The sequence below is a fragment of the Gilliamella sp. B2911 genome, assembly GCF_026536965.1.
In the GTDB taxonomy this organism is placed as follows: domain Bacteria; phylum Pseudomonadota; class Gammaproteobacteria; order Enterobacterales; family Orbaceae; genus Gilliamella; species Gilliamella apicola_E.
Genome location: NZ_JAFNNA010000001.1, coordinates 369,538 through 393,525, shown reverse-complemented (window position 1 = coordinate 393,525; position 23,988 = coordinate 369,538). Strand labels below are relative to the sequence as shown.

The 23,988-nt window shown below is 35.2% G+C and carries 18 protein-coding genes, 5 tRNA genes and 1 pseudogene; 7 read left to right on the top strand and 17 right to left on the bottom strand.

Annotated elements, in window-relative coordinates; genetic code table 11:
• Positions 1-25 precede the first annotated feature (25 nt).
• Together purH and araC are read right to left on the bottom strand one after the other, a co-directional pair.
• The gene (gene purH / locus J3U27_RS01725) at positions 26-1,618 is read right to left on the bottom strand and encodes a bifunctional phosphoribosylaminoimidazolecarboxamide formyltransferase/IMP cyclohydrolase (protein ID WP_267376669.1); all 1,593 of its coding nucleotides are present in this window, start codon (positions 1,616-1,618) and stop codon (positions 26-28) included.
• A 195-nt stretch (positions 1,619-1,813) separates the two neighbouring features.
• Positions 1,814-2,659: pseudogene (gene araC, locus J3U27_RS01720) on the bottom strand (arabinose operon transcriptional regulator AraC); the annotation flags it as partial.
• A gap of 203 nt (positions 2,660-2,862) precedes the next feature.
• Here araC and J3U27_RS01715 point away from each other — a divergent pair.
• From J3U27_RS01715 to J3U27_RS01700, 4 genes are all read left to right on the top strand, one after another.
• Positions 2,863-4,524 (top strand): ribulokinase, encoded by a 1,662-nt coding sequence (locus tag J3U27_RS01715; RefSeq protein ID WP_065734318.1) that lies wholly within the window; start codon positions 2,863-2,865, stop codon positions 4,522-4,524.
• 36 nt (positions 4,525-4,560) lie between these two features.
• Complete coding sequence (araA, locus tag J3U27_RS01710) at positions 4,561-6,069, top strand: L-arabinose isomerase (RefSeq protein ID WP_267330127.1); 1,509 nt, start codon at positions 4,561-4,563, stop codon at positions 6,067-6,069.
• Positions 6,070-6,152: 83 nt separating this feature from the next.
• Complete coding sequence (locus tag J3U27_RS01705) at positions 6,153-7,568, top strand: sugar porter family MFS transporter (RefSeq protein WP_065734316.1); 1,416 nt, start codon at positions 6,153-6,155, stop codon at positions 7,566-7,568.
• Positions 7,569-7,643: 75 nt separating this feature from the next.
• Entirely contained in the window at positions 7,644-8,336 is a 693-nt protein-coding gene (locus J3U27_RS01700) for an L-ribulose-5-phosphate 4-epimerase (RefSeq protein ID WP_267376667.1), read from the top strand.
• Between the two features lie 80 nt (positions 8,337-8,416).
• Here the strand turns inward: J3U27_RS01700 and era are convergent, their stop codons facing one another.
• The 8 genes from era to J3U27_RS01660 form a co-directional block, all read right to left on the bottom strand.
• The gene (gene era / locus J3U27_RS01695) at positions 8,417-9,322 is read right to left on the bottom strand and encodes a GTPase Era (RefSeq protein ID WP_324169834.1); all 906 of its coding nucleotides are present in this window, start codon (positions 9,320-9,322) and stop codon (positions 8,417-8,419) included.
• A complete protein-coding gene (gene rnc / locus J3U27_RS01690; RefSeq protein ID WP_370632544.1) occupies positions 9,319-9,996 on the bottom strand; it encodes a ribonuclease III in 678 nt (225 codons plus the stop codon). The genes era and rnc overlap by 4 nt, the downstream gene beginning before the upstream one ends.
• Before the next feature lie 2 nt (positions 9,997-9,998).
• Entirely contained in the window at positions 9,999-10,997 is a 999-nt protein-coding gene (gene lepB / locus J3U27_RS01685; RefSeq protein ID WP_267331249.1) for a signal peptidase I, read from the bottom strand.
• Between the two features lie 20 nt (positions 10,998-11,017).
• The gene (gene lepA / locus J3U27_RS01680; RefSeq protein ID WP_065562181.1) at positions 11,018-12,814 is read right to left on the bottom strand and encodes a translation elongation factor 4; all 1,797 of its coding nucleotides are present in this window, start codon (positions 12,812-12,814) and stop codon (positions 11,018-11,020) included.
• A 139-nt stretch (positions 12,815-12,953) separates the two neighbouring features.
• On the bottom strand, positions 12,954-13,850 hold the full coding sequence (locus J3U27_RS01675; protein WP_267376665.1) for a MucB/RseB C-terminal domain-containing protein: 897 nt from the start codon (positions 13,848-13,850) through the stop codon (positions 12,954-12,956).
• A gap of 99 nt (positions 13,851-13,949) precedes the next feature.
• Complete coding sequence (locus tag J3U27_RS01670; RefSeq protein WP_065562183.1) at positions 13,950-14,507, bottom strand: RseA family anti-sigma factor; 558 nt, start codon at positions 14,505-14,507, stop codon at positions 13,950-13,952.
• A gap of 47 nt (positions 14,508-14,554) precedes the next feature.
• A complete protein-coding gene (rpoE, locus tag J3U27_RS01665; RefSeq protein WP_065562184.1) occupies positions 14,555-15,127 on the bottom strand; it encodes an RNA polymerase sigma factor RpoE in 573 nt (190 codons plus the stop codon).
• Positions 15,128-15,327: 200 nt separating this feature from the next.
• On the bottom strand, positions 15,328-17,799 hold the full coding sequence (locus tag J3U27_RS01660) for a class I adenylate cyclase (RefSeq protein ID WP_267376663.1): 2,472 nt from the start codon (positions 17,797-17,799) through the stop codon (positions 15,328-15,330).
• Between the two features lie 107 nt (positions 17,800-17,906).
• Between J3U27_RS01660 and J3U27_RS01655 the strand changes: the two genes are divergently transcribed.
• The 3 genes from J3U27_RS01655 (at position 17,907) to J3U27_RS01645 (ending at position 21,352) form a co-directional block, all read left to right on the top strand.
• Positions 17,907-18,533 carry an NUDIX hydrolase gene (locus J3U27_RS01655; protein ID WP_065562186.1) on the top strand — a complete coding sequence of 209 codons (627 nt, stop codon included), beginning with the start codon at positions 17,907-17,909 and terminating at the stop codon, positions 18,531-18,533.
• Between the two features lie 317 nt (positions 18,534-18,850).
• Positions 18,851-19,651, top strand: coding sequence for a YdgH/BhsA/McbA-like domain containing protein (locus J3U27_RS01650; protein WP_065734310.1), 801 nt, complete (start codon positions 18,851-18,853; stop codon positions 19,649-19,651).
• 291 nt (positions 19,652-19,942) lie between these two features.
• Positions 19,943-21,352, top strand: a complete 1,410-nt coding sequence (locus J3U27_RS01645) for a hypothetical protein (protein WP_141677476.1) — start codon at positions 19,943-19,945, stop codon at positions 21,350-21,352.
• 115 nt (positions 21,353-21,467) lie between these two features.
• Here the strand turns inward: J3U27_RS01645 and J3U27_RS01640 are convergent.
• The 7 genes from J3U27_RS01640 to J3U27_RS01610 all read right to left on the bottom strand — a co-directional run bounded on the left by J3U27_RS01640 (position 21,468) and on the right by J3U27_RS01610 (position 23,836).
• Positions 21,468-21,542: transfer RNA gene (locus tag J3U27_RS01640), tRNA-Gln, on the bottom strand.
• A gap of 22 nt (positions 21,543-21,564) precedes the next feature.
• Positions 21,565-21,649, bottom strand: a tRNA-Leu gene (locus J3U27_RS01635).
• Positions 21,650-21,719: 70 nt separating this feature from the next.
• A tRNA-Gln gene (locus tag J3U27_RS01630) sits at positions 21,720-21,794 on the bottom strand.
• Between the two features lie 25 nt (positions 21,795-21,819).
• Positions 21,820-21,904 (bottom strand) — tRNA-Leu (locus J3U27_RS01625).
• Between the two features lie 37 nt (positions 21,905-21,941).
• A tRNA-Met gene (locus tag J3U27_RS01620) sits at positions 21,942-22,018 on the bottom strand.
• Positions 22,019-22,135: 117 nt separating this feature from the next.
• Positions 22,136-23,227: a multifunctional CCA tRNA nucleotidyl transferase/2'3'-cyclic phosphodiesterase/2'nucleotidase/phosphatase gene (locus J3U27_RS01615; protein WP_267376661.1), complete on the bottom strand. Its 1,092-nt coding sequence runs from the start codon at positions 23,225-23,227 to the stop codon at positions 22,136-22,138.
• Complete coding sequence (locus J3U27_RS01610; protein WP_065562190.1) at positions 23,228-23,836, bottom strand: TIGR04211 family SH3 domain-containing protein; 609 nt, start codon at positions 23,834-23,836, stop codon at positions 23,228-23,230.
• Positions 23,837-23,988 lie beyond the last annotated feature (152 nt).

Sequence of the window (23,988 nt, the reverse complement as noted above, 5' to 3'; positions counted from 1 at the left end):
CAAGGTCCTTTCAATACTTTTATAATTAATGCCTAAAATGACGCATATTGGTGAAGATCATGGCAATATTATGCTCATTAGCGGCTTGAATTACTTCGTCATCACGAATTGAACCACCCGGCTGAATAACACAGGTGACACCAACCGCAGCCGCGGCATCAACACCATCTCTAAACGGGAAGAATGCATCAGAAGCTACAACTGAACCAGCAACTTCTAGATTCTCATCTTGTGCTTTTATTCCAGCAATTTTGGCCGAATAAACACGACTCATTTGCCCTGCACCAATGCCAATAGTCATCTTATCTTTAGCGTAAACAATAGCATTAGATTTCACAAATTTTGCCACTTTCCAACAAAATAGTGCATCAGATAACTCTTTTTCAGTCGGTTGTCGTTTGGTAACTACCGTTAATTGGTCTTTGGTTACCATACCTAAATCACGATCTTGTACAAGCAATCCGCCATTAACGCGTTTTAAATCTAAACTGGCTTTTGTGCTCGCAGACCATTCGCCACATTCTAATACTCGAACATTTTTTTTCGTTTGTGTAATGGCCAAAGCGTTTTGATCAACCGATGGTGCAATAATTACTTCAACAAATTGTTTATCCACAATAGTTTGGGCTGTTTTAGCATCTAATGGACGATTAAAAGCAATAATGCCCCCAAAGGCAGAAGTTGGGTCGGTTTTAAAAGCATTAAGATAGGCATTTAAGATGTTATCACTCACCGCAACACCACATGGGTTAGCGTGTTTAACTATTACACAAGCTGGTTCATCAAATGATTTTACACATTCTAATGCAGCATCGGTATCGGCAATATTGTTATAAGATAGCTCTTTACCTTGTATTTGTTTGGCAGTAGCAATAGAACCTGGCTCAAGATGTTCTTCCACATAAAAAGCTGCATGTTGATGTGAGTTTTCGCCATATCGCATATCTTGTTTTTTAACAAATTGTAGATTTAAAGTGCGAGGGAATTCACCAGCAGGCTTTTCAGTATCGCCATAATATGGAGGTACAAGTTTACCAAAATAGTTAGCGATCATACCGTCATATTGAGCAGTATGTTCAAATGCTTTTATTGCTAAGCTAAATCGATACTTGAAAGATAGGCAATTTTGCTGTTTATCTAACATATCAATGATTGTGCTATAGTCCTGACAATCAACAACAATGGCGACATCTTTATTATTTTTAGCTGCAGATCGCACCATAGTTGGTCCGCCAATATCAATGTTTTCTATCGCATCTTCTAAACTACAATTTGGGTCAGCTACCGTTTTCGCGAAAGGATATAAGTTGACAACCACCATATCAATCGGTGCGATCTGATGTTGTTGCATCACTTCGTCATCAATCCCTCGACGCCCTAAAATGCCACCATGTATTTTAGGATGTAACGTTTTGACTCGACCATCCATCATTTCAGGGAATCCCGTATAATTCGATACTTCGGTAACAGGAATGTGGTTGTCGATTAAAAGTTTGGCGGTGCCACCAGTAGATAGGAGTTCAATATTACGTTCAGATAAAGCTTTAGCAAATTCAATGATTCCTGTTTTATCAGAAACACTGAGTAAAGCACGACGGATAGGACGAAACTGCTGCATGAAAAAGCTCCGAAATTGATATTCTAAATCCAAGTCTGTGAGCGGCTATTATATATAAAACGAGGAGCGATGTTTAGTATTAACTTTCTGAAAAAATAATTACCTAATAATTTGTATTTATTCAATGATATGTTCATTTTGCTTATCATAAAAGTAAAGCGAGTTGACACTTTGGATTTTTCTTTCATTTTGTTCTCGAGTGCTATTGCGGTATTTTTGAGGACATAGACCAATTCTTTTTTTGAAGATTCGCGAAAAATAAAGTTGATCATCAAATCCGATTGAACGGCTAATTTCTGCGATACTCATATTAGTGGTTTGCAATAACAGTTTTGCACGATTTACCCGTTGCTCTTGTCGCCATTCTCCAATAGACATACCAATCTGGTCTTTAAATATATGAGCAATTCGCGATGTCGACAAACACACTTTCTGCGATACGATATCAAGCGTAAAATTATTTTCATCCAGAGTATCAATTAAATAGTTGCAAACTTGTAGTACTCGGGTATCTATTTTAGGAGGATTAGTGCAAGAAGTCTCTTGTGCGCAACGTATCAAGAATTGCTCTAACATGCTCATAGCTAAATTTTCAGAATATATCGTGTTTGATTGCCCTACCTCGACAATTTTTATAAATAGCTGTTCTAGTTCATCTTTTACTTGGGTATTAGGGCGATAAAATCCCGTTTCTTTTAATCGGTTTTCCCAACTTAATAAATATTTCCATGTTGATTTTGGTCTGAAATATACCCAAAAATGAAACCAATTATTCTCATCTTCTTTACGTCCGTATAAATGGGGTTCTTTGGGAGGAAAAAGAACAAAGTCACCGGGATAACAATTAAATGATTCATCATCACGATAAATAGTACCTTGGCCTGCATAAGTGAGGTTAATAATGTAACCATTTAATCCATTAGGACGATCAATGAAAAAATCAAATTTTCCTTCTTTTTCGATCGGTGTTAAACCAGATACAAGATGGACATTAAATGAATAACCAGGTAACAAAGGGTTATTTTGTTGTTTATTGCTCATTTGTTATCACCAATTTTTTGAAACTATTTTATTTTTACATAAAAATTTTTTTTGAATAGTGATAATTGTGAGATCTACATCACAAAACAAATTAGGTGTGCAGAATCGTCTATATTTATAGCAACAACATACCTACTTGTTTTATCGATAATTATTTATTCTTCCAAAAAACTCCATTTAATTAGTCTTTGAGGTGTTAGCGGATGAATAAAAAAATAACCATTGGATTGGATTTTGGTAGTGATTCTGTCAGAGCTTTAGCGGTCGACTGTCAAAATGGGAAAGAGTTAGCTACAGCAGTAGTTTATTACCCACGCTGGTCTAAGGGCCAGTTTTGTGATCCGCAAAAAAATCAGTTCAGGCATCATCCCCTTGATTACATTGAGTCAATGACTCAATCAATACAATCTGTTGTCAATCAACTTAAATCTGATGCACAAAATATAGTTGCTATTGGTGTGGACTCAACAGGTTCTACCCCAGCACCTATTGATGAAAATGGCGATGTGTTAGCTTTAAAACCAGAATTTATGAACAATCCTAATGCAATGTTTATTTTATGGAAAGATCATACCTCGGTACACGAAGCTGAAGAAATTAATAGAGTGTGCAAAACTGAACCATACTCTAAATATTTGGAATATTGTGGTGGAGTTTATTCTTCAGAATGGTTTTGGGCGAAGATTATGCATATTTTTCGTCAAGACAGTGCTGTAAAAAATGCTTCGGCTTCTTGGATTGAACTCTGTGATTGGGTACCCGCTTTACTTTCTGGAACGACAGCGCCAAATGCAATAAAGCGTGGTCGATGCGCTGCCGGTCACAAATGTTTTTGGAGCGAAGAATGGAATGGTTTACCCCCTTATGAGTTTTTTGAAAAACTCGACCCAAGTTTAGTTAATAACTTACCTTATCCTTTATTTGAAAAGACTTATACCGCAAATCATAAAGTGGGCACTATTACCCAAGAGTGGGCAGAAAAATTAGGATTACCAACATCGACCGTAATTTCTGGTGGTGCATTTGATTGTCACATGGGTGCCGTTGGTGCGGGTGCAAAACCTTATACATTAGTTAAAGTAATTGGCACCTCTACCTGCGATATTTTATTGGCAGAACAAAACGTTATAAATAATCGTTCAATTAAAGGCATTTGTGGTCAAGTAGATGGTAGTGTAATACCAAACTTTATAGGTCTTGAAGCCGGGCAATCAGCTTTTGGAGACATCTATGCATGGTATAAAAAACTCTTGTGTTGGCCTCTTGAAAAGTTAGTTTCAATCTCACCAGAATCTCAACCAATAGTAAAGGAGTTAAAGCATAAATTATTAAATGATATTGCTCAAGCTTGGGCAGAAAATCCAAATCTAGACACAATCCCTATAACGCTTGATTGGTTTAATGGTAGACGAACCCCTTATGCCAATCAACGAATCAAAGGTGTTATAACCAATTTAACGATTTCAACGGATGCTGCAACATTATTTGGAAGCTTGGTTTTATCAACAGCCTTTGGCGCTAGAGCAATTATGGAATGCTTTATTAATCAAGATGTGCCTGTTAATGAAATTGTCGCTTTAGGAGGAATAGCTAAAAAATCCCCGGTTATTATGCAAGCTTGTGCAGATGTAATGAATAAACCGCTGACCGTTGTGAGTTCAGAACAATGTTGTGCATTAGGTGCAGCAATCTTTGCGGCTGTAGCGGCCAATGTTTACGCCGATATTTCCACCGCTCAAAGTAGCATGTCAAGTAAGCTAGAAACCACCTTTACCCCTGATGAAAACAGGGTCCCTAAATATGAAGAATTATATAGAAAGTATTTAGTTTGGTCAGCATCTAGTGAACCCAACTATAACGCTTAACTTAAAAAATATGAATAAATTATAAAGGAGTCCATTATGTTTGTTTATTCAGAAGCTGAAATTTGGTTTGTTGCAGGTAGTCAACACCTTTATGGGCCAGAATCACTTGAACAAATTAAAAGAAATATTCAAGAGGTAACAGATTATTTTAATCATGAAGCAAATCTACCCGTTAAAATTGTTCTCAAACCACTCGCAACAAAACCTGAGGATATATATAACCTTTGTCAGGAAGTAAATTATTCTTCAAAATGTGTTGGATTAATCACATGGTTACATACATTTTCGCCAGCTAAGATGTGGATTAATGGATTAACTCATCTGCAAAAACCTCTTCTACAACTTCATACTCAATTTAATAAAGTCGTTCCGTGGGATTCAATGGATATGGATTTTATGAATCTTAACCAAACTGCACATGGAGGACGTGAATTTGGTTTTATCGGTTCTCGTATGCGCCAACCTCATTCTCTGGTAACTGGTTACTGGAAAGATAAAGATGTTCATGAGCAAATTGGGAAATGGATGCGAGTTTGTGTGGCAATTAATGCAGAAAAAACCATGAAAATCGTTAGATTTGGTGACAATATGCGCGAAGTTGCTGTAACAGAAGGAAATAAAGTTTCTGCACAAATTAAATTTGGTTACTCAGTCAACACTCATGCAGTTGGTGATTTGGTTTCGGTCATTAACTCAATTGCTGATGGTGATGTCAACCAGCTAATTGATGAATATGAAACACTTTATAAACTTGCTCCCGTCGCCCAAATTGGTGGAGAGAAAAGACAAAACTTAATTGACGCAGCGAGAATCGAATTAGGTATTGAGCAATTCCTTAAACAAGGTAATTATGGCGGATTTACCACAACGTTTGAAGATCTATACGGTATGGCACAATTACCAGGACTTGCTGTCCAACGATTAATGGCTAAAGGTTATGGCTTTGCAGGTGAAGGTGATTGGAAAACCGCAGCATTACTAAGCACAATGAAATTAATGGCCAAAGGACTTTCTGGCGGCACCGCATTCATGGAAGATTATACCTATGATTTTACTGAAGGTAATGAGTTAGTTGTCGGCTCACATATGTTAGAAGTTTGCCCATCTATCATAGATGATGATGTCAAACCTTTACTTGATATTCAACATTTGGGCATTGGTGGTAAAGCCGATCCTGCTCGACTTATTTTCCCTGCAAAACCTGGTTTAGCAATCAATGCCAGTTTAATAGATATTGGTAACCGCTTTAGATTAGTCGCTAATGAACTTGAGACAATCAAGCAACCTTATGCACTACCAAAATTACCTGTAGCATGTGCAGTTTGGAAACCAAAACCATCGTTAAAAGTATCAGCTGAAGCCTGGATTCTTGCTGGAGCAGCACATCATTCTGTTTATACCCAAGCACTTTCTATGGATTATTTTAAACTTTATGCGCAACTGCATAAAATTGAACTGTTGGTTATTGACGAAAGTACTCGAATCGATGATTTCAGGAATGAGTTACGTTGGAATGAGATTGCGTATTGTAATCCTTATGCTTGATAAATTTATTTTAGTTCAATGATTGGAAATATTTTTTCCAATTATTATCAAAATTACAGAATAAAGGGAATAAAGAGGTGGATATGAATACGTCTTTAACAACGAATAAAATGGAAATAAATTCTGCAAAAAAAATGACCTTTCTAATCGGCTTTTCAGCTGCAATGGCCGGTCTACTATTCGGTCTAGACATAGGTGTAATTGCGGGAGCTTTACCATTTATTACTATTCAGTTTGAACTAACGACTCAGCTACAAGAGTGGGTAGTGAGTTCAATGATGTTAGGAGCTGCTTTGGGGGCTCTATCCAATGGTTGGTTATCTTTTTATTTAGGTAGAAAATATAGCTTATTAGCGGGCGCCTTATTTTTTATTATAAGTTGCTTTGGATCAGCTTTAGCACCTAATGTAGAAGTTCTTTTAGTCTGGCGAGTTATTTTGGGGTTTGCTGTTGGTATTGCATCCTATACCGCGCCACTTTATCTTTCTGAAATGGCGCCAGAAAACATTCGCGGTAAGATGATTGCTGCTTACCAACTTTTAGTCACAATTGGTATTTTAGTTGCATTTTTATCAGATACCTATTTTAGCTACACAGGTGATTGGCGAATGATGCTTGGTATCATTTCTATACCTGCAATCATATTGTTTATAGTAGTGATTTTCCTGCCTAATAGTCCTAGGTGGTTGGCATCAAAAGGACGATTAAATGAAACTGAGAAAGTTTTAAAATCAATTCGTAGCGATCCTGTAAAAATTCAACAAGAATTTAATGATATCAAGGATAGTTTACAGGAAAAACAGGAAGGCTGGACACTGTTTAAAGCAAACAAAAATGTACGAAGAACAGTTTATCTTGGTATGGCATTACAAGCGATGCAACAATTTACCGGTATGAATATTATTATGTACTATGCACCAAAAATCTTTAGCCTTGCAGGATTTGAAAGTACCCAGCAACAAATGATTGCTACAATTATTGTTGGTCTTACTTTTGTGTTAGCTACATTTATTGCAATTTTTACTGTTGATAAGTTAGGACGAAAACCAATTCTAAAAGTTGGTTTTGGTATTATGGCTTTAGGTACATTAGTACTAGGTATTTGTTTGCAACTTATCGAAAATGGTAATCCATCATCATTTACATCCTATGCAGCAGTTGGAATGGCAATTATGTGTATTGGTGGTTATGCAATGAGTGCAGCACCAGTGGTGTGGATTTTATGTTCTGAAATTCAACCTTTAAAAAGCCGTGATTTTGGTGTGACTTGTTCAACTGCGACCAATTGGATTTCAAATATGATAATTGGTGCAACATTCCTTACATTATTAAATCATATAGGTGTTGCTCAAACATTTTGGTTATATACCGGCATGAATGTTTTATTTATCTTCATTGTAATTTTCTTTGTACCTGAAACCAAAAATATTTCATTGGAACGTATCGAAAAAAATCTGATGTTAGGTAAAAAACTTCGTCATATTGGAGATGATCATTGAGGTTTATATTAGAACAATTGATATTGTTTTATGTTTATTCCTGATGTTTTATTTATTATCAAACAGGATGTTAATATGTTTACTGAATTAAAAGAACATGTTTTAGCAGCAAATTTATTATTACCTTATTATCAGCTTGTGACATTTACTTGGGGGAATGTATCTGCAATTGACAGAAGTAACGGTGTTATTGCTATCAAACCGTCAGGAGTCGCTTATGATAAGTTGCAAGTGAATGATATTGTTATTGTCGATCTTGATGGTAAAAAAGTCGAAGGTAAACTTAATCCTTCAAGCGACACACAAACGCATATTGAGCTTTATAAGGCTTTTGAACAAATTGGTGGAGTTATTCATACTCATTCAAGAAACGCTACAATTTGGTCTCAAGCAGGGTTAGATATTCCAGCTTTAGGTACAACTCATGCAGATTATTTTTATGGAGATATTCCTTGCACTCGCCAGTTAACACCAACTGAAATAATTAACAATTATGAACTCAATACAGGTAAAGTGATTATTGAAGAGTTTACTAAACGATCCATTGATGTATTGGCAATACCTAGTGTATTGGTATCCGGACATGGTCCTTTTAGTTGGGGAAAAAATGCAGATGATGCTGTTCATAATGCTGTTGTCTTAGAAGAAGTCGCTGCTATGGCATTAGCTACACGCAATCTAAATGTCGGCATAAAAATCCAACAAGAATTATTGGATAAACACTATTTCCGTAAGCATGGACAAAATGCTTATTATGGGCAGGATTAGATATTTTTGGATAATATCAATCTACTGCAAGTAGATAAAAAAATCAGGCAAACTTTTGCCTGATTTTTTAGAGAGTTAGATTAATCGTCACTATAACCTAAACTACGTAATGCTCGCTCATCATCAGCCCAACCAGCTTTGACTTTAACCCATAATTCTAAATGCACCTTGTTATCAAAGAAAAGTTGCATATCTTTACGGGCTTCAATACCGATTTTTTTGATTTTTTCACCTTTGTTGCCAATGACCATTTTCTTTTGTCCATCGCGTTCAACTAGGATTAAGCCATTAATGCGGTACATGCCAGTACGTTCATCAACTTTAAATTGTTCAATTTCAACCGTAACCGAGTAAGGTAATTCATCACCTAAAAAACGCATTAGTTTTTCTCGAATGATTTCTGAAGCCATAAATCGTTGTGATCGGTCAGTGATATAATCTTCAGGAAAGTGGTGTTCACCAACGGGTAAATGTTTTTTGACAATATCTTTGATGATGTCAATCCCTTCACCTTTTTCTGCACTAATTGGCACAACATCTAAAAAGTTAATTTTTTGACTAATTTCTTGGATATGCGGTAACAGTTGGGTTTTATCTGCTACATTATCAATTTTGTTGATAACTAACAGTATAGGTGCCTTGCAATCTTTGAGTTTGCCTGCAACCATTTCGTCATCTTCAGTCCAGTGGGTTCCTTCCACGACAAAAATAACTAATTCAACATCACCAATTGAACTGCTAGCGGCACGATTCATTAAGCGATTAATCGCCCTTTTTTCTTCAATATGTAAACCGGGTGTATCAATATAGATAATTTGATCATCGCCTTGGGTATCAATTCCGACAATACGGTGACGCGTTGTTTGCGCTTTACGTGAGGTGATTGATACTTTTTGACCAAGTAGTTGGTTTAATAGTGTTGATTTGCCGACATTTGGTCTTCCGACTATGGCAACAAATCCACAATGTTGTTTTGATTCTGTCATTTTATTCCTAATTGGTTTAATGCTTCTTGAGCTGCGGCTTGTTCAGCCTTGCGACGGCTTAAACCTCGCCCTAAGTATTGGTGATCATCGTTTTCAATTTTACATTGAATTAAGAACTCTTGCTCATGATTGTCGCCAGTAACTTCAAGAATTAAATAACATGGTCTTTCATGTCGTATACCTTGCAAATATTCTTGTAAACGTGTCTTAGCATCTTTTTGCTTAATACCAGGTTGAATTTCATCTAAGCGTTTTTGATACCAAGATAAAATTATGCGGCGAATGTTTTCAATTTCACTATCTAGATAAATAGCGCCAATGATAGCTTCTACTGCATCAGAGATAATGGATTCACGGCGAAAACCACCACTTTTTAATTCACCTTGACCTAAAATTAGGTAATCACCTAATTTGAATTCTTTTCCCATTTCAGCAAGTGTCTGTCCACATACTAAACTTGCTCGCATTTGACTAAGATCACCCTCATCTTGCTTGAGAAATCGATGATAAAGTTCATCAGCAATGACAAAACTTAATATCGAATCACCTAAAAATTCAAGGCGTTCATTATGCATTTTATTAGCACTACGATGAGTTAGTGCTAACTGAAGTAAAGATGTGTTTTTAAACTGATATCCAATAGCTTGTTGTAGTTGATTCAAATTTTTCATCACAGTTAGTGGATTCCACCTATACGGCTAAAACGAATTCCTGTTGGCCATTGATCAGGTTGTTTTTCAAAACTGATCCAAATAGTTGTAGCTCGACCAACAAAGTTTTTTTCCGGAACAAAGCCAAAATATCGACTGTCACCGCTGTTATCACGGTTATCACCCATCATAAAATAGTTATCTTGTGGAACAACCCATGTTCCGATCGGTTGACCATTTTGATGATAAAAATAACTTGTATCATCCATTTTTCCAGGCGTTGTTAGAACATCGTGAGTAATTTCACCTAAGGTTTCTTGTTGAATTTTCATATCTAATGTAATTCTAGAGTTAGAATCAACAATACCCTTATCTTTATATTGTTCTATTGTATAGAAGTCTGGGTTTTTCCCCATTTCCTTCACTTCTTTCCAATTACTTGCTTGGGGTTGAGTATAATGTAAATCTAATGGTTCAGAACGCTGACCAACACAATTATTATCGGTTGATTGACAAGCTGGATAAATGAGAATTTTCTTTTCATTAGACAAATAGACAATTTTATCGCCAGGTAAACCTACAACGCGTTTAATAATATCTCTATTTGATCCATCGGGGTGTTTGAAAACCGCAATTTCACCGCGTTTTGGGTGGCCAGTTGAAATTAAGACAGTATTGGTGATCGGATCACGTAATCCATATGAAAACTTTTGTACAGCAATAAAATCACCAACTAATAGTGTTTGCATCATCGACCCTGAAGGAATTTGAAATGGTTCATATATAAATGATCGAATAACAAAAACCACAAAAAGAACAGGGAAAAACGAAGCTAAATTTTCAATCCAGCCTTTAGGTTTTCCAACTTCTGCCAAAATTTTACCATCAATTTCACCATTAGCTTGCTTACGAATCTCTTCAACTTTACGTTGTCTAGCAGGTTTCCATCGGTACTTCTCTAAAAACCAAAAGATCGCAGTAATGAATGTTGCTATTGTTAATATGATGGCGAATAAGTTAGCCATTTTTTATCCTCTTTAACTGATTAATCTTTACCAACATGTAGAATAGCTAAAAACGCTTCTTGCGGTAATTCTACATTACCTACTTGTTTCATGCGCTTTTTACCTTCTTTTTGTTTTTGTAAAAGTTTTTTCTTACGACTTACATCACCACCATAGCATTTAGCTAAAACATTTTTACGAAGTTGTTTAACTGTTGAACGAGCTATGACGTGGTTGCCAATTGCAGCTTGAATCGCGATATCAAATTGCTGACGCGGAATAAGATCTTTCATCTTTTCGACTAGTTCACGCCCACGATATGGTGCATTGTCTTTATGGGTAATGAGTGCTAATGCATCAACACGTTCACCATTAATTAATACATCAAGCCTAACCATGTCAGCGACTTGGAAACGTTTGAAGCTGTAATCTAAAGAGGCATAACCACGTGAAGTTGATTTCAGTTTGTCGAAGAAATCTAAAACAACTTCAGTCATTGGAATTTCGTAAGTTAATGCAACTTGATTACCATGATAAACCATATTGGTTTGTACACCGCGCTTTTCAACACATAGAGTAATTACATTACCTAAATACGTTTGTGGAACTAATATGTTACATTCAGCTATAGGTTCACGAAGTTCTTGAATGTTATTCACTGCAGGTAATTTTGCAGGGCTATCAACATAGATAATTTCATTTTGAGTAGTCAAAACCTCATAAACTACTGTTGGTGCAGTAGTAATTAAATCAAGATTATACTCTCTTTCTAATCGTTCTTGAATGATTTCCATATGCAATAAGCCAAGGAAACCACAACGGAAACCAAATCCTAACGCACCAGAATTTTCAGGTTCATAAAAAAGCGAGGCATCGTTAAGGCTTAGTTTTCCTAATGCATCACGAAATGCTTCGTAATCATCAGAACTGGTTGGAAATAATCCTGCATATACTTGAGGTTTAACTTTTTTAAATCCTGGTAGTGGCTTGTCTGCTGGAGATTTTGCTAAAGTTAACGTGTCCCCTACAGGTGCTCCTAATATATCTTTGATTGCACAAACAACCCAACCTACTTCACCACAATGCAAGCAGTCTTTATCTATTTGTTTTGGAGTAAAGATCCCTAGGCGATCAACATTATAAGTCATTCCTGTACTCATAACTTTGATTTTATCACCTTTATTTAACTCACCATTCTTGATACGAATTAGTGATACAACACCTAAATAGTTATCAAACCATGAATCAATAATTAGTGCTTGTAGTGGTGCATTCGAATCACCTTCTGGCGCAGGGATATCATGAACGAGTTGTTCAAGCACATCAACCACACCTACTCCGGTTTTAGCCGAGCATCTTACTGCATTGCTAGCATCAATACCAACAATGTCTTCAATCTCTTCTGCCACTCTTTCAGGTTCGGCTGCCGGTAAGTCGATTTTATTAAGTACTGGTACAACCTCAAGGTCCATATCAAGTGCTGTATAACAGTTTGCAAGAGTTTGCGCTTCAACACCTTGCCCTGCATCAACAACAAGTAATGCACCTTCACATGCAGCAAGTGAACGAGAAACTTCATATGAAAAATCCACATGTCCTGGTGTATCGATGAAGTTTAGCTGATATGTTTGGCCATCTTTAGCATGATAATCTAAAGTAACACTTTGTGCTTTAATTGTAATACCACGTTCACGTTCCAGATCCATTGAGTCTAAAACTTGAGCTTCCATTTCACGATCAGAAAGTCCTCCACAGATTTGGATAATACGATCAGAAAGCGTTGATTTACCATGGTCAATATGAGCAATAATTGAAAAATTGCGGATATTTTTATTCATATCAATAAGTTATATTTTAGTTATGTACTGTTAATTATCGTTAGTGTTATTGGCTATAAATAACAAGTCAAATAATCACGAAAATAGAAGCAAACATTCTACACATTAATGGTCAGTAAGCATAGTGTTATCGAGAGGTTTACGGCGATTTCTCAACAATATTTTGGGCAATTCTTTCAATTGTCCCTTCAGGTAAATTACCAATAATAATAATATTTTTGTTACCCAGATTGGTTGAGAATATTGTTCTTCCGCCCTGCTGAATAAGTTGATTAGGTTGACTTGCTTGCTCTAAAGAGACATTCACTGTAAAAGAAAATACGCCATCAGAAAACAATTTAGTTGCAATATCAGAACTATAAAAATTGACATTATACGCCGCTATTTCTTTAAATCCTTTTGGCAACCATGCTAAGCGCCAAGCATCAAGTAAATTATTCTGTTTTTCAATTGATAATAAAATTGGGTAAGTTCGATTATCAATATAATTTTTGAATTTTTTAACATCGAAATCAACATCGATATCAACAACTTTTAATTGATTAACAATGTCATTATCATCATCAATTAAGTCTATTCGTAATGGTAAGAAAGTCTCATCATCGATCCATATAACATAGCTATAGCGATCTTTGTCTTTTGAAATTATTTTAACTAATTGAGCACCACGATTTGCCGTTCTAGTTTTACCTAATAAAATAAAATCATAAATATTCGCTAATGAATTAAAGTCATTATAAATTACATCAGGAAATGCCTCTGTTATGCGAGAACTAGCAATCGAAAATGAAGGGCTATCAGGTTGAAAATAACTGGTGGTGTTGCTATGCAAGATAATCTCTTTTGCTGGACCTTCAAGATAAAGCAATTGCGCATTAATATTTTCTTTTTTAGCTGCGCCTAAGTGATTATATTCAAAAGTTGAGCCAAATTGTTCTCTATCTTGTGATACAAAATGAATTTGATAATCATTGATTTGTACCGCTTTACTCATTTTATTTAACAAATTTAACGCTTCATTTGTTTCTGTTGCCATGGTTGAGGCAGAAAACAATATAAAAAACAGAGTAATAATAAAATTATTACTCTGTTTTAGCTTTATTTTTATTAAAGAAAATAGAAAATTCATTTTTATTTAACGGGCATTTAACCTTTTTTGTAATTCATAATCTTGAACGAGCAATCTAATTTTATCGTATTGTCTTTTTTCAAGTAATTGCTTGTCATTATGTTGTATTCCACCAACAGGAGCTACATTAACACCCATAGGAACAGTATTAAGCGTTGGAGCACCACTTGCATCGTCCGATTGACCTTGATGATATTGAACACCAGCAATAATTGCTAATGTAACACAAGCAGCAAGTCCAACTTGGCTAACTTTAGCCACAACATCTTTAATTCGCACCCAAAATAGATTTTCAGCTTTAGGAATTGAAATCTCATCTTGAGAAGGTTGCTCTGTTAATTGTGGGTATAAATCATCATCCGCAATCGCCATAGCAACTTGATTGCTAATATCTAATGTTAATGAACTACCGTGCAATTCTCCTCGCATTGCTTCTCTTGCGATATGATAGCGATGCCAGCAGGATTGCAAACTTTCATCATGGCTAACGACATCAACAAAGTTATCGTCTGTAAACTCACCATCCATCAATAATGAAAGTTGCTGCTTCTGTTCTATTTGCATAGTAGATACCTTAATTTCTTGCTACCTATTTTAATTTGTTCAAACCACTAACTAATTAATGGTTTTATTTTTTCATCAATAGCATCACGTGCTCTAAAAATACGTGATCTCACAGTTCCGACTGGTGTACCCATAATTTCAGCTATTTCCTCATAACTTAATCCATCAATTTCACGTAGTGTGATGGCGGTTCTTAAATCATCAGGTAATGCTTCAATTGCTTCAAATACTACTCTTTCAACTTCTTTAGAAAGAACTAAACTTTCAGGGTTATCGACATCTCTTAATGAGTCTGCACCTTCGTAACTTTCCGCTTCACTTGCATCAATATCCGAAGATGGTGGTCGTCTGCCTTGCGAAGTTAAGTAATTCTTTGCAGTATTAACCGCGATTCGATACAACCAAGTATAAAAAATACTTTCACCTTTAAAAGAGCTTAATGAACGATAAGCTTTAATAAAAGTTTCTTGCACAACATCAGGTATTTCAGAAGGTAAAACATAACGTGATACCAAATGAGCTAGCTTATTTTGATAACGTACCACAAGTAAATTAAACGCATTTTTATCTCCGTTTAAAACGCGATCTACTAAAACTTGGTCTGTTATTTGCTCCCCCATTAAAGGCCATCCCTCATTATATTATCACTATTAGTGTGGCCCAAAATTGTGCACTCTAACAGTTAGATTCATAAATTTAAAAAAAGTTCCCATTATTTTAATAGAAATTTCATTTTCATTGCTAATTCTTTTATTTTTTATCATGTTGCATACTAAAAAAGTACGTTCCTCAACTTTTTTAATATACTTTTTGAACAAAACTAATTAAGTAAGAAGATTTCGCGTTCACCAGCATCGTTGTATGTAATTTGGTAAAATTGCGGTAAATTAAAATTAACAGAGCTACTGGTGGTAAACGTAAAGCGGTCATCAGATAATACATAAAAATCATTAATATCCTTGACCATGTTCTCTTTGGTACCGTTACAATTACGGTAAATTTCGATCTGATTATGCTCGTTTAAAATGTATAAATCAAATCCATTTGCGGTATCTTCAAAAAAGAATTGAATAATACCTTCATAAGCGACGCTATCTATCTCTTTAGGTAATTCATTACTTTCATCTAAAATATTTAGCGGTCTACCTTGAACTTTGTTGTTTGATACTGCACCATAAAAATCAATAGCACTTTCAAATTGATGGAATGAAACGCCAAACCGTTCGAAGAATAGATACCAAGACGCCCCATCAATTCTCAATGGCTTAACTTGTGTTGAATTATTTTTAGTTGTCGATAATCTCAAATCAACACAATTGTACATCAGCCTTTTCATTTGATTTTTAATTTCATTACTTAGCTGGTTACTATAACAAAAAATTTCGACCGAATTAGGTAAATCAGCATCTTTGTGCATACGATTGAGTAAAGCTTTTATAGCTTCTAGCACGCACAAAGTACCACTAAAATGCAAGACCCGAATTTCATTCCATGAATTACGATAAAGCAAATCAATTGAGCTAACCAAACTTAATTCTTGCTTACCATAGTTTAGAACATTAGTGCTGATTTCATCTTCTAACTTTAAATTAACCGTTGGATCGTTTTCTAAATTCAATATGATTGCTAAATGGCGTATTTCACACGGACCATATAATTGTTCTTCTGTTGCTGTTGGAACATCAATTGGAAAGTAATTTTTCAGATCTTCAATCAGTTTGGTGATTTTTTTGTTATCACGGTCATCACCATCATAATAGTAAAATTGAGTTGAATCTGAAATCAAACCATTAAAGTAACACCAACCAACTAATTTGACTAAGTATTTACTATATTCTAGATATTGATGTCCAACAATCGAATTGAGTTTAGGTTTTTGGTTATAAACATACCAACCAGCTCGGTTAATCCGGTCTTCTTTAACATGGATAAAAGTTAAAACATCTTCCTGTAAATTATCAGAAATATTTAATTTCAATGTAGAGATTTTACCAGGAAGAACTTCAAAAGAGGCATATAATTTGCGAGTCAGTATTGCTAGATCTTGTGGGCTAATCAATGAATCTAAATTGTTACGACGGCCAAAATTGAGCAAATTTCGATAACCCGTCATCATAGTATGTAGTAATATTTCGTGTATTTCACGAACTTGTTCTATTTTCCAAGTTTTACTAGCATCTAATTTTTCCAATAATGATTGTTGCCACCCCCAATTTTGCACAAATTCATTTAATATGTCACGTCGCCATGACGATGAATTAGCTTTTTGTGACAATTTTTCATTCACTTTTAAATAAAAGCAATGTCTAACTAATTCCAGTCGTTGAAAATCTCTAATCTTTGTTAAATAGTTTGAGATCCTATCCAATAACATCGAGTATGAATCAAGATAGTGATGGGAATGGATTTCTCCTTTTTGAATTAATTCACGCATATCAAACGCGATAGGCCTATTTTTTGGATAGATCGAAGAATAAGCTTCAAGTAATAATGTTTTTAATACTGCTTTGAATGGTGAATCGATACTTTTATACAGTTGCCATAAACTTGCACCAAAGTACTCTTCAGCAGATAACCCCGTCAAAGGTCCAAAATCAATCCATTCTTCGCGTTTGATGATATTCGATACAACTAATGCCTGGACACATTTTTCATAGGTTGGATAAGTGACGTCATTGACTGTAAAATTAGAAGGAATCGCAAACCATAACAGTCGTTTACCTGCTAAAAGGTTGGCTGAACGGTAGAATTCTTCGAGTAGTAATATGTGCTGTGCAGATCCACAGTTTTCCCCCATTAGACATTCATGATGTTGGTTAATAAACCGATCGACGTCAACAACAAATAAAGTAAGTTTAATGCCGAGATCTTCAGCCCAAGTTTCTATTAATCTGCATTTCTTTATTAATGCTTGCTTTTTAACATCAGATAAACTATTTTCGATACAGATCCATATATCAAGATCTGATGAGGTAGATTGCCCGATGGAACATGTGCTACCCATTGAATATAATGCTGAAATATTGGCGTGATTTTTTTTATTTACCTCACTGAAATTGAACTCATTTTTTAACTGTTCAACAATTTCATTGGATGGTTGATAATACGCAATACCTAATGGAGTTTCTTCGCCCGCATAACCTGGCAGATTGGGATGGTTAAAATGAAAAAGAACTGGCAATAATGAAAAGACACACTGAAATTCCAGAGACATACCACTTTGAGCACGTTCGTGTTTTAGTATTGCAAGATCATCAAGTTCTTTTTTTATATTATTTATATCGTATTGCATAGCATTATTCAGGTGAAACAGATGTACTATTGACGAACAATTTCTCCAATAATTTTCTATTATAGCGTAAAAAGAATGTAAATTTACAAATAAATGAAATAAATATTATGATCACCCTAGAAAAAATATCACAATCTTTGAAAAATACCAAAAACCAATTTCAATTCATGAATAAAGCTGCCGTGTTAATCCCTATTATCACTATTGAAAACCAATTGCACCTGCTTTTTCAGGTACGTTCAAAAAAACTTAAATGGCAACCAGGGGATATTTGTTTTCCTGGAGGACGAGTTGAGTTATCGGATATCAGCCCTGAATATACCGCCAAACGTGAAACTTTCGAGGAGTTGGGTATTACGCTTGATCAAATTACCCTATTAGGACAATTACCTAAATTTTATGCCTCATTAGGCATGATAATTTATCCTTTTGTTGCAAAAATTGAGCATGTAGATAAATTGGATAATTTACAAATTAATCATGATGAAGTTGAGTCGGTTTTTACGGTTCCATTAGAATGGTTTATTGAGCATTCCCCCAAAAAAGCAACTATGTTTGTTGGCTTTAAACCTGATGATAATTTCCCTTTTGAATTAGTTCCAAATCGCACAGCAAATTGGCAAAAGAAATCGCAACATGATGTACACTTTTATCAGTATGGTGATTATGTCATTTGGGGATTAACTGCACAGATAATTAATTGTTTTATAAGCACCATAAATATAAATGCTTAGCTATAATATGATGATTTATTACAAAAATAATATTATTTAATATCGTAATATTTCTTTAGCATAAAATGCTTAAAAATATATTCTTTACAAAAATTTAAAGTGATACCTACACAAATATTCTAATTGATATATACTATTTAACGGTTATTTTTCTTTTCCACAATTTCCACATTGTTTTATCTAGCTGTTTGAAAGAATTAGTAAAAGATAGATCCCGAGAGCGTTTTTCGTTTTCATACTCTCATGCAATACCCTCATAGAATAAGCGTTACAGATTGTTTTTTTATTTTTATAACATAAATACAAAGGACATTATTATGAAACGTTATAATAAATCATCTATTGCATTAGCTTTACTATTATCTCTACCTATTGCCAATATTTATGCGGCTTTACCATTAACAGCAGAAGAAAGTAATAACTTAATTCCCTTCAAAGAAATCTCTGTAACCGGTAGCTACTTACAAGCACAAAATGCAGCAGATGATATATCAAAAGCTGCAGACGAAGTTGGTGCTAAATATTATCATATAACTGGTATTGAACAACCTTCTACAGGCACATCAACTGATCGTGCAATTGTTTATGCCGATGTTTATAAATCAAATGCACCTATTGCGGTAAGCAAAGAAGAAGTTACTCACAACGGTGTTGTGCTTTATCCTCGTTCAAAAGCCCTTTATTATTTACCATTTGCAGTCGTAAAATTTAAAGGCGATTATAATAACACTTCTGAAATTTTAGATGCAGCGAGTAAAATCGCTTCTGAAAAAGATGCCTATGCGTTTTATGTTTACTCAATTATTGCTGATGATGTAAAAAATCGTGAACAAGATGTTGATGTTGCATTATACAAAAAAGAGGCGCCAGTTCGTGACTTTATCATTTCTAAAGCAATCGCAGGCCAAGATGCTTATGAAATTACGAGCGAAGCCTTCAAAATCATGAAGCCATATAAAACAATCGTTTTCCATGGAACATTTAACAATACCAGCGAAGTTAGCGCAGCAGCACAAAAATATGCTATCGCTAACGATGCACACTTCTACTATGTAAAAGAAATATCTAATAACCGTGCTGAAACAGCGCAAACTGTTTATGTAAATTTATATAGATAATCATTTTTTCAAGGCTGTCCATGCGTAAAAACTCTTTTTTCCGCATGGATAGTTTTTATTCAATTTTTGCATGTCAGTAATAAAAAATATCTTTATCAATAAATTAATTTTCCCACATTTTTAACATTGAAATAAGTATCAACTTAATTGAAACGTAATGATTGTATCTTTCTATTAAATTTAAGAATTAAAAGGTAAGGTAACATGATGTTATTGAAAGGATTTAAATTTAAAAAGTTTTCTCAATTTTCAATAAGGTTTATTGTTTTATTAACAAGTTCGATATTTTTAATGAGTAATTTAGCTTTTGCACTGGTAGCAGTCACAGCACAATCTATTAATGGCAATCGCCCATATTTTATCGATCCTGATGCGGTTGGTGTTAATGGTTCCCGAGAGTATGATCAACAAAACTTCCAATATTTTGGGATAAAATTCCAATCTCAGGTTTTTACGGGAATCAATGACCTAAATCGTCAACTAAAAAATATCAATTTCCCTCAAGTTGATCCCAATGCCACCACACCTAATCAATTAATGACATCGTTAAAATCTAATTATGGTCTTGACGGTACAATGATACCTTTTTCCATGTCTAATCCAGTTGACAGTCAATTAGTTGCTGATGATGATGGAGATAGTATAACTCAAATAACCCCACCCGATGGGGGATTTAAAATAGATTGGTTCTATCGCTATGATAATAAATCCTATTTATTACTTGAATCAGATAGAAACAGAACTTTTTGTGAGTTGGCAAGATTAGGTTGGAGTCCTTATATTAGAATTTCAGGCTCTATTGCTTTAGTAACGCAATATGGTGTTCCAAATTATAAAGTTTATCCAGGAGCTAAAAAAGATTTTTTGATTTACAATGCAATCAAACCAACTGTTTGTGCCAATCGTCCATCAATTGTGCATTCATTCCTCTTCGAAAATCGGGATTATACTGGTGATTGGGTCTATTTAACTTGGGGGGATGCTAATCAACACGTTATTGATTCTGGTTTCGTCAATAAAGTAAGTTCTGGTGGGTTTCCAACAACGGGATTTGATCAAGCCCGATTCCTTATGTTTATAGCTGGAGCACCATTTGATTTATCGACGATAACATCATCAAATAGTTCAAAAGGCGTGAATATAGAAATAAACCAAATTACTGTTGGCGATATAGATAGTCATCTAATTAATACAGGGCTTCAAGTAAAATTGACAGGTGAAGCAACGGATGTAAATCCTACCTTTACCATAAAATCTGATGGCGAAGATATATACACGTTTACGATTAAGAAATGGTTCACATCGCCAAGCCAAGATGTTTACCATTACAACCAAAGCGCAAGTGTTTGCAATGGTAAATATGTTGTTCCTACTATTGAGGATTTGACCAATAGCGACCAAAACCTTATAACCAATGGCCCATGTAAGTCAGATAATAATTCTGATAACTGTTTGGCTATTACAACTAATCACTATTATCGTAGGATTGGTAATAGCCTTCTAGGAGAATGGGGTAATATAACAAACGAAGGAAAACTTTATCACCACACCTACCCGGGTAACCATTTTCCTAAAGGTCATCTATATTGGACATCTGATGAACGAGATGCTACCAATCAATATACTGTTGGTACGACTATAGGAGCGATTGAGTGGCAACCAAAAAATAATGAATTATATTTCGTCTGTGTACTTAAATAATAATTGTTCTAATCATTGCGCTTGTAGATTTAAGTGCGATGATTATTACTTTTAAGTTTGACTGCACATTAATTCATTTCTCGACAGCAAACTAAAGTATTAAATTAGGTCTTAATGGCTGGGGTACCAGGATTCGAACCTGGGCATGGCGGGATCAAAACCCGCTGCCTTACCGCTTGGCTATACCCCAATTATAAAGGAGAAAAGATATCTGGTACGGGTAGTGAGATTTGAACTCGCACACCTTTCGGAACTAGAATCTGAATCTAGCGCGTCTACCAATTCCGCCATACCCGTGAAAGGAATAACTAAGAATGTAAAAAGCAAAACAGATTAGCTAATAGATATCAAAATTTGCAGATTGGAATGGCTGGGGTACCAGGATTCGAACCTGGGCGTGGCGGGATCAAAACCCGCTGCCTTACCGCTTGGCTATACCCCAATAAAGGATAGATATTAAGATTAAATGGTGCGGGTGAAGGGACTTGAACCCCCACGCCTCGCGGCGCCAGAACCTAAATCTGGTGCGTCTACCAATTTCGCCACACCCGCATAATATACTTTCGGTTAAAGTATAACTTAATCTTAATGGTGGCTACGACGGGATTCGAACCTGTGACCCCATCATTATGAGTGATGTGCTCTAACCAACTGAGCTACGTAGCCATTTCATTCGCAACGTCATAACCAACACTGCGAGGCGCATTATGCTTGTGTTACGGCAAATCGTCAACCCTTTTTTTTAGATATTTTGAAAAAAAGTGACAATTGATTAAGATGCAATCAAATACCGTTTAATAACGCTTCAATTCGCCTTTTTTGTAACTCATCTTGAATCAACTTTCCTTTATAACCTTCAGCAATAATATTTTGAACATTGACGCCATGAGCTAATTTATATGCCTTTTCTAGGTACTTTGCTTGTGGAAATGATTCTGTTTTAGCATAAGATTGGCTAGCAATAATTAATTGATTAAGATGATGAGGATTACGCCAAACATCTATTCGATTGAATAAATCAATAATTTGTTCAGTTGTTAATTGTGTCACGTTTTCAACTTTAAGATGGTATTGCTGCACCATTATCGCTAATTTTGTATATTGATTTGGTGCTTTAATTTGTGAACAAAGTTTCTCTGCTTCAGTTGCTAATTCACCAAATAATACTGCAAAACGAACCGTTAAATCATCGGTTAATAAAGTAGATTTCTTTAATGCATCTGCAACAGTATTAGAAAGAATTAATGATGGAAATAATATCGCCAAAGCACCACATTGTTTTAACACTTGAAAATAAACTTGTGGATCGGCACTTGCTAATGCCTTCTCGGTCTCTTTCCAAACACGCTCTGGAGTAAGAGTATTTATTTCTCCAGCTAAAACCATTTCTTCCATTAACTTTTGTGTTTCAGATGCGATTCTAAAACCTAAATGATAATAACGAGCAGCAAATCGAGCAACTCGTAACACTCGTAAAGGATCTTCTCTAAACGCAGGGGAAACATGACGCAATAATTTAAGTTTGATATCATCAATACCATGATAAGGATCGACAAGATTACCATCTTCATCCATGGCGATAGCATTAATAGTCAGGTCTCGGCGGATAAGATCTTGCTCTAAGGTAATATCCTTACTAAAGTCACAAATAAATCCAGTATAGCCTTTACCCGATTTTCGCTCGGTTCGAGCTAAGGCATATTCTTCTTTTGTTATGGGATGTAAAAAGACTGGGAAGTCTTTACCAACTTGTTGATAACCTAGAGCTAAAAGCTCATCGGGTGTAGAACCAACTACAACCCAATCTCGATCAACAAGAGGAAGATGTAATAATCTATCTCGAACAGAACCGCCAACAAGATAGAATTTGCTCATTTAGCGCATCCAGCGATCTTTTTTGCGGCGACCCGGCATAATAGCTGGCAAAATTAAACCTAATAGGAATCCACCACCAGCTACTAAGCCACCATAAGTAAACCAAGTAACAATAAGGTCTCGTCGCTTGTCATCAACTTGATTTAGCATTGATTCAAGTTTAGTGTCTTGTGATTTATTGATTTGTTCTAATTCTTTATTTCTAGCTTGTAGGCTTTCAATTGTTTGTTCGGCTTGTTTTAATTTTTCGGAATAATCATTGATAGCATTTTGTCTATACTGCTCTGCGTTATCAACCTTATCTTTATATTCCGCAAGTTTTGACTCTAACGTTGGGACAAGTACTTTAAGGCTAGGTTGATCTTTTAGTTTATTTGATTCAATCCAAGCCGAGCTACCGTTAGGAAGTTGTATCCGGGTGTATTTACCGTCAGCGCTTTTCTCTAGTTCTGCAACTTTTTCCCCTGCTTTAACAGCATTCGTATAGGCATATTGGGAACCTGGACCGCGGCGAAGATAAATATCAACATTTTCAGTCACATATTTATCTGCTGCTTCAACACTAAAAACCAGCGTAATTAAAGAAAATAAAGTAATAATATTTTTCATAATATTTTAAAATTTCACCCATGATTAAAAATCATAATAACATAAAATACTGCCTTTTCGCACAACCATTTGCAATAAAAATTGCTTAATTAACCATTTTAGAAAAATAAAATGGAAACGATTACATTAATTGAGATCTTAATCACAAAATT

Bases quoted from the DNA above. Each gene is read 5' to 3' on its own strand.
- purH (WP_267376669.1), bottom strand. From the start codon at position 1,618: ATGCAGCAGTTTCGTCCTATCCGTCGTGCTTTACTCAGTGTTTCTGAT.
- J3U27_RS01715 (WP_065734318.1), top strand. From the start codon at position 2,863: ATGAATAAAAAAATAACCATTGGATTGGATTTTGGTAGTGATTCTGTC.
- araA (WP_267330127.1), top strand. From the start codon at position 4,561: ATGTTTGTTTATTCAGAAGCTGAAATTTGGTTTGTTGCAGGTAGTCAA.
- J3U27_RS01705 (WP_065734316.1), top strand. From the start codon at position 6,153: ATGAATACGTCTTTAACAACGAATAAAATGGAAATAAATTCTGCAAAA.
- J3U27_RS01700 (WP_267376667.1), top strand. From the start codon at position 7,644: ATGTTTACTGAATTAAAAGAACATGTTTTAGCAGCAAATTTATTATTA.
- era (WP_324169834.1), bottom strand. From the start codon at position 9,322: ATGACAGAATCAAAACAACATTGTGGATTTGTTGCCATAGTCGGAAGA.
- lepB (WP_267331249.1), bottom strand. From the start codon at position 10,997: ATGGCTAACTTATTCGCCATCATATTAACAATAGCAACATTCATTACT.
- lepA (WP_065562181.1), bottom strand. From the start codon at position 12,814: ATGAATAAAAATATCCGCAATTTTTCAATTATTGCTCATATTGACCAT.
- J3U27_RS01675 (WP_267376665.1), bottom strand. From the start codon at position 13,850: ATGGCAACAGAAACAAATGAAGCGTTAAATTTGTTAAATAAAATGAGT.
- J3U27_RS01670 (WP_065562183.1), bottom strand. From the start codon at position 14,507: ATGCAAATAGAACAGAAGCAGCAACTTTCATTATTGATGGATGGTGAG.
- rpoE (WP_065562184.1), bottom strand. From the start codon at position 15,127: ATGGGGGAGCAAATAACAGACCAAGTTTTAGTAGATCGCGTTTTAAAC.
- J3U27_RS01660 (WP_267376663.1), bottom strand. From the start codon at position 17,799: ATGCAATACGATATAAATAATATAAAAAAAGAACTTGATGATCTTGCA.
- J3U27_RS01655 (WP_065562186.1), top strand. From the start codon at position 17,907: ATGATCACCCTAGAAAAAATATCACAATCTTTGAAAAATACCAAAAAC.
- J3U27_RS01650 (WP_065734310.1), top strand. From the start codon at position 18,851: ATGAAACGTTATAATAAATCATCTATTGCATTAGCTTTACTATTATCT.
- J3U27_RS01645 (WP_141677476.1), top strand. From the start codon at position 19,943: ATGAGTAATTTAGCTTTTGCACTGGTAGCAGTCACAGCACAATCTATT.
- J3U27_RS01615 (WP_267376661.1), bottom strand. From the start codon at position 23,227: ATGAGCAAATTCTATCTTGTTGGCGGTTCTGTTCGAGATAGATTATTA.
- J3U27_RS01610 (WP_065562190.1), bottom strand. From the start codon at position 23,836: ATGAAAAATATTATTACTTTATTTTCTTTAATTACGCTGGTTTTTAGT.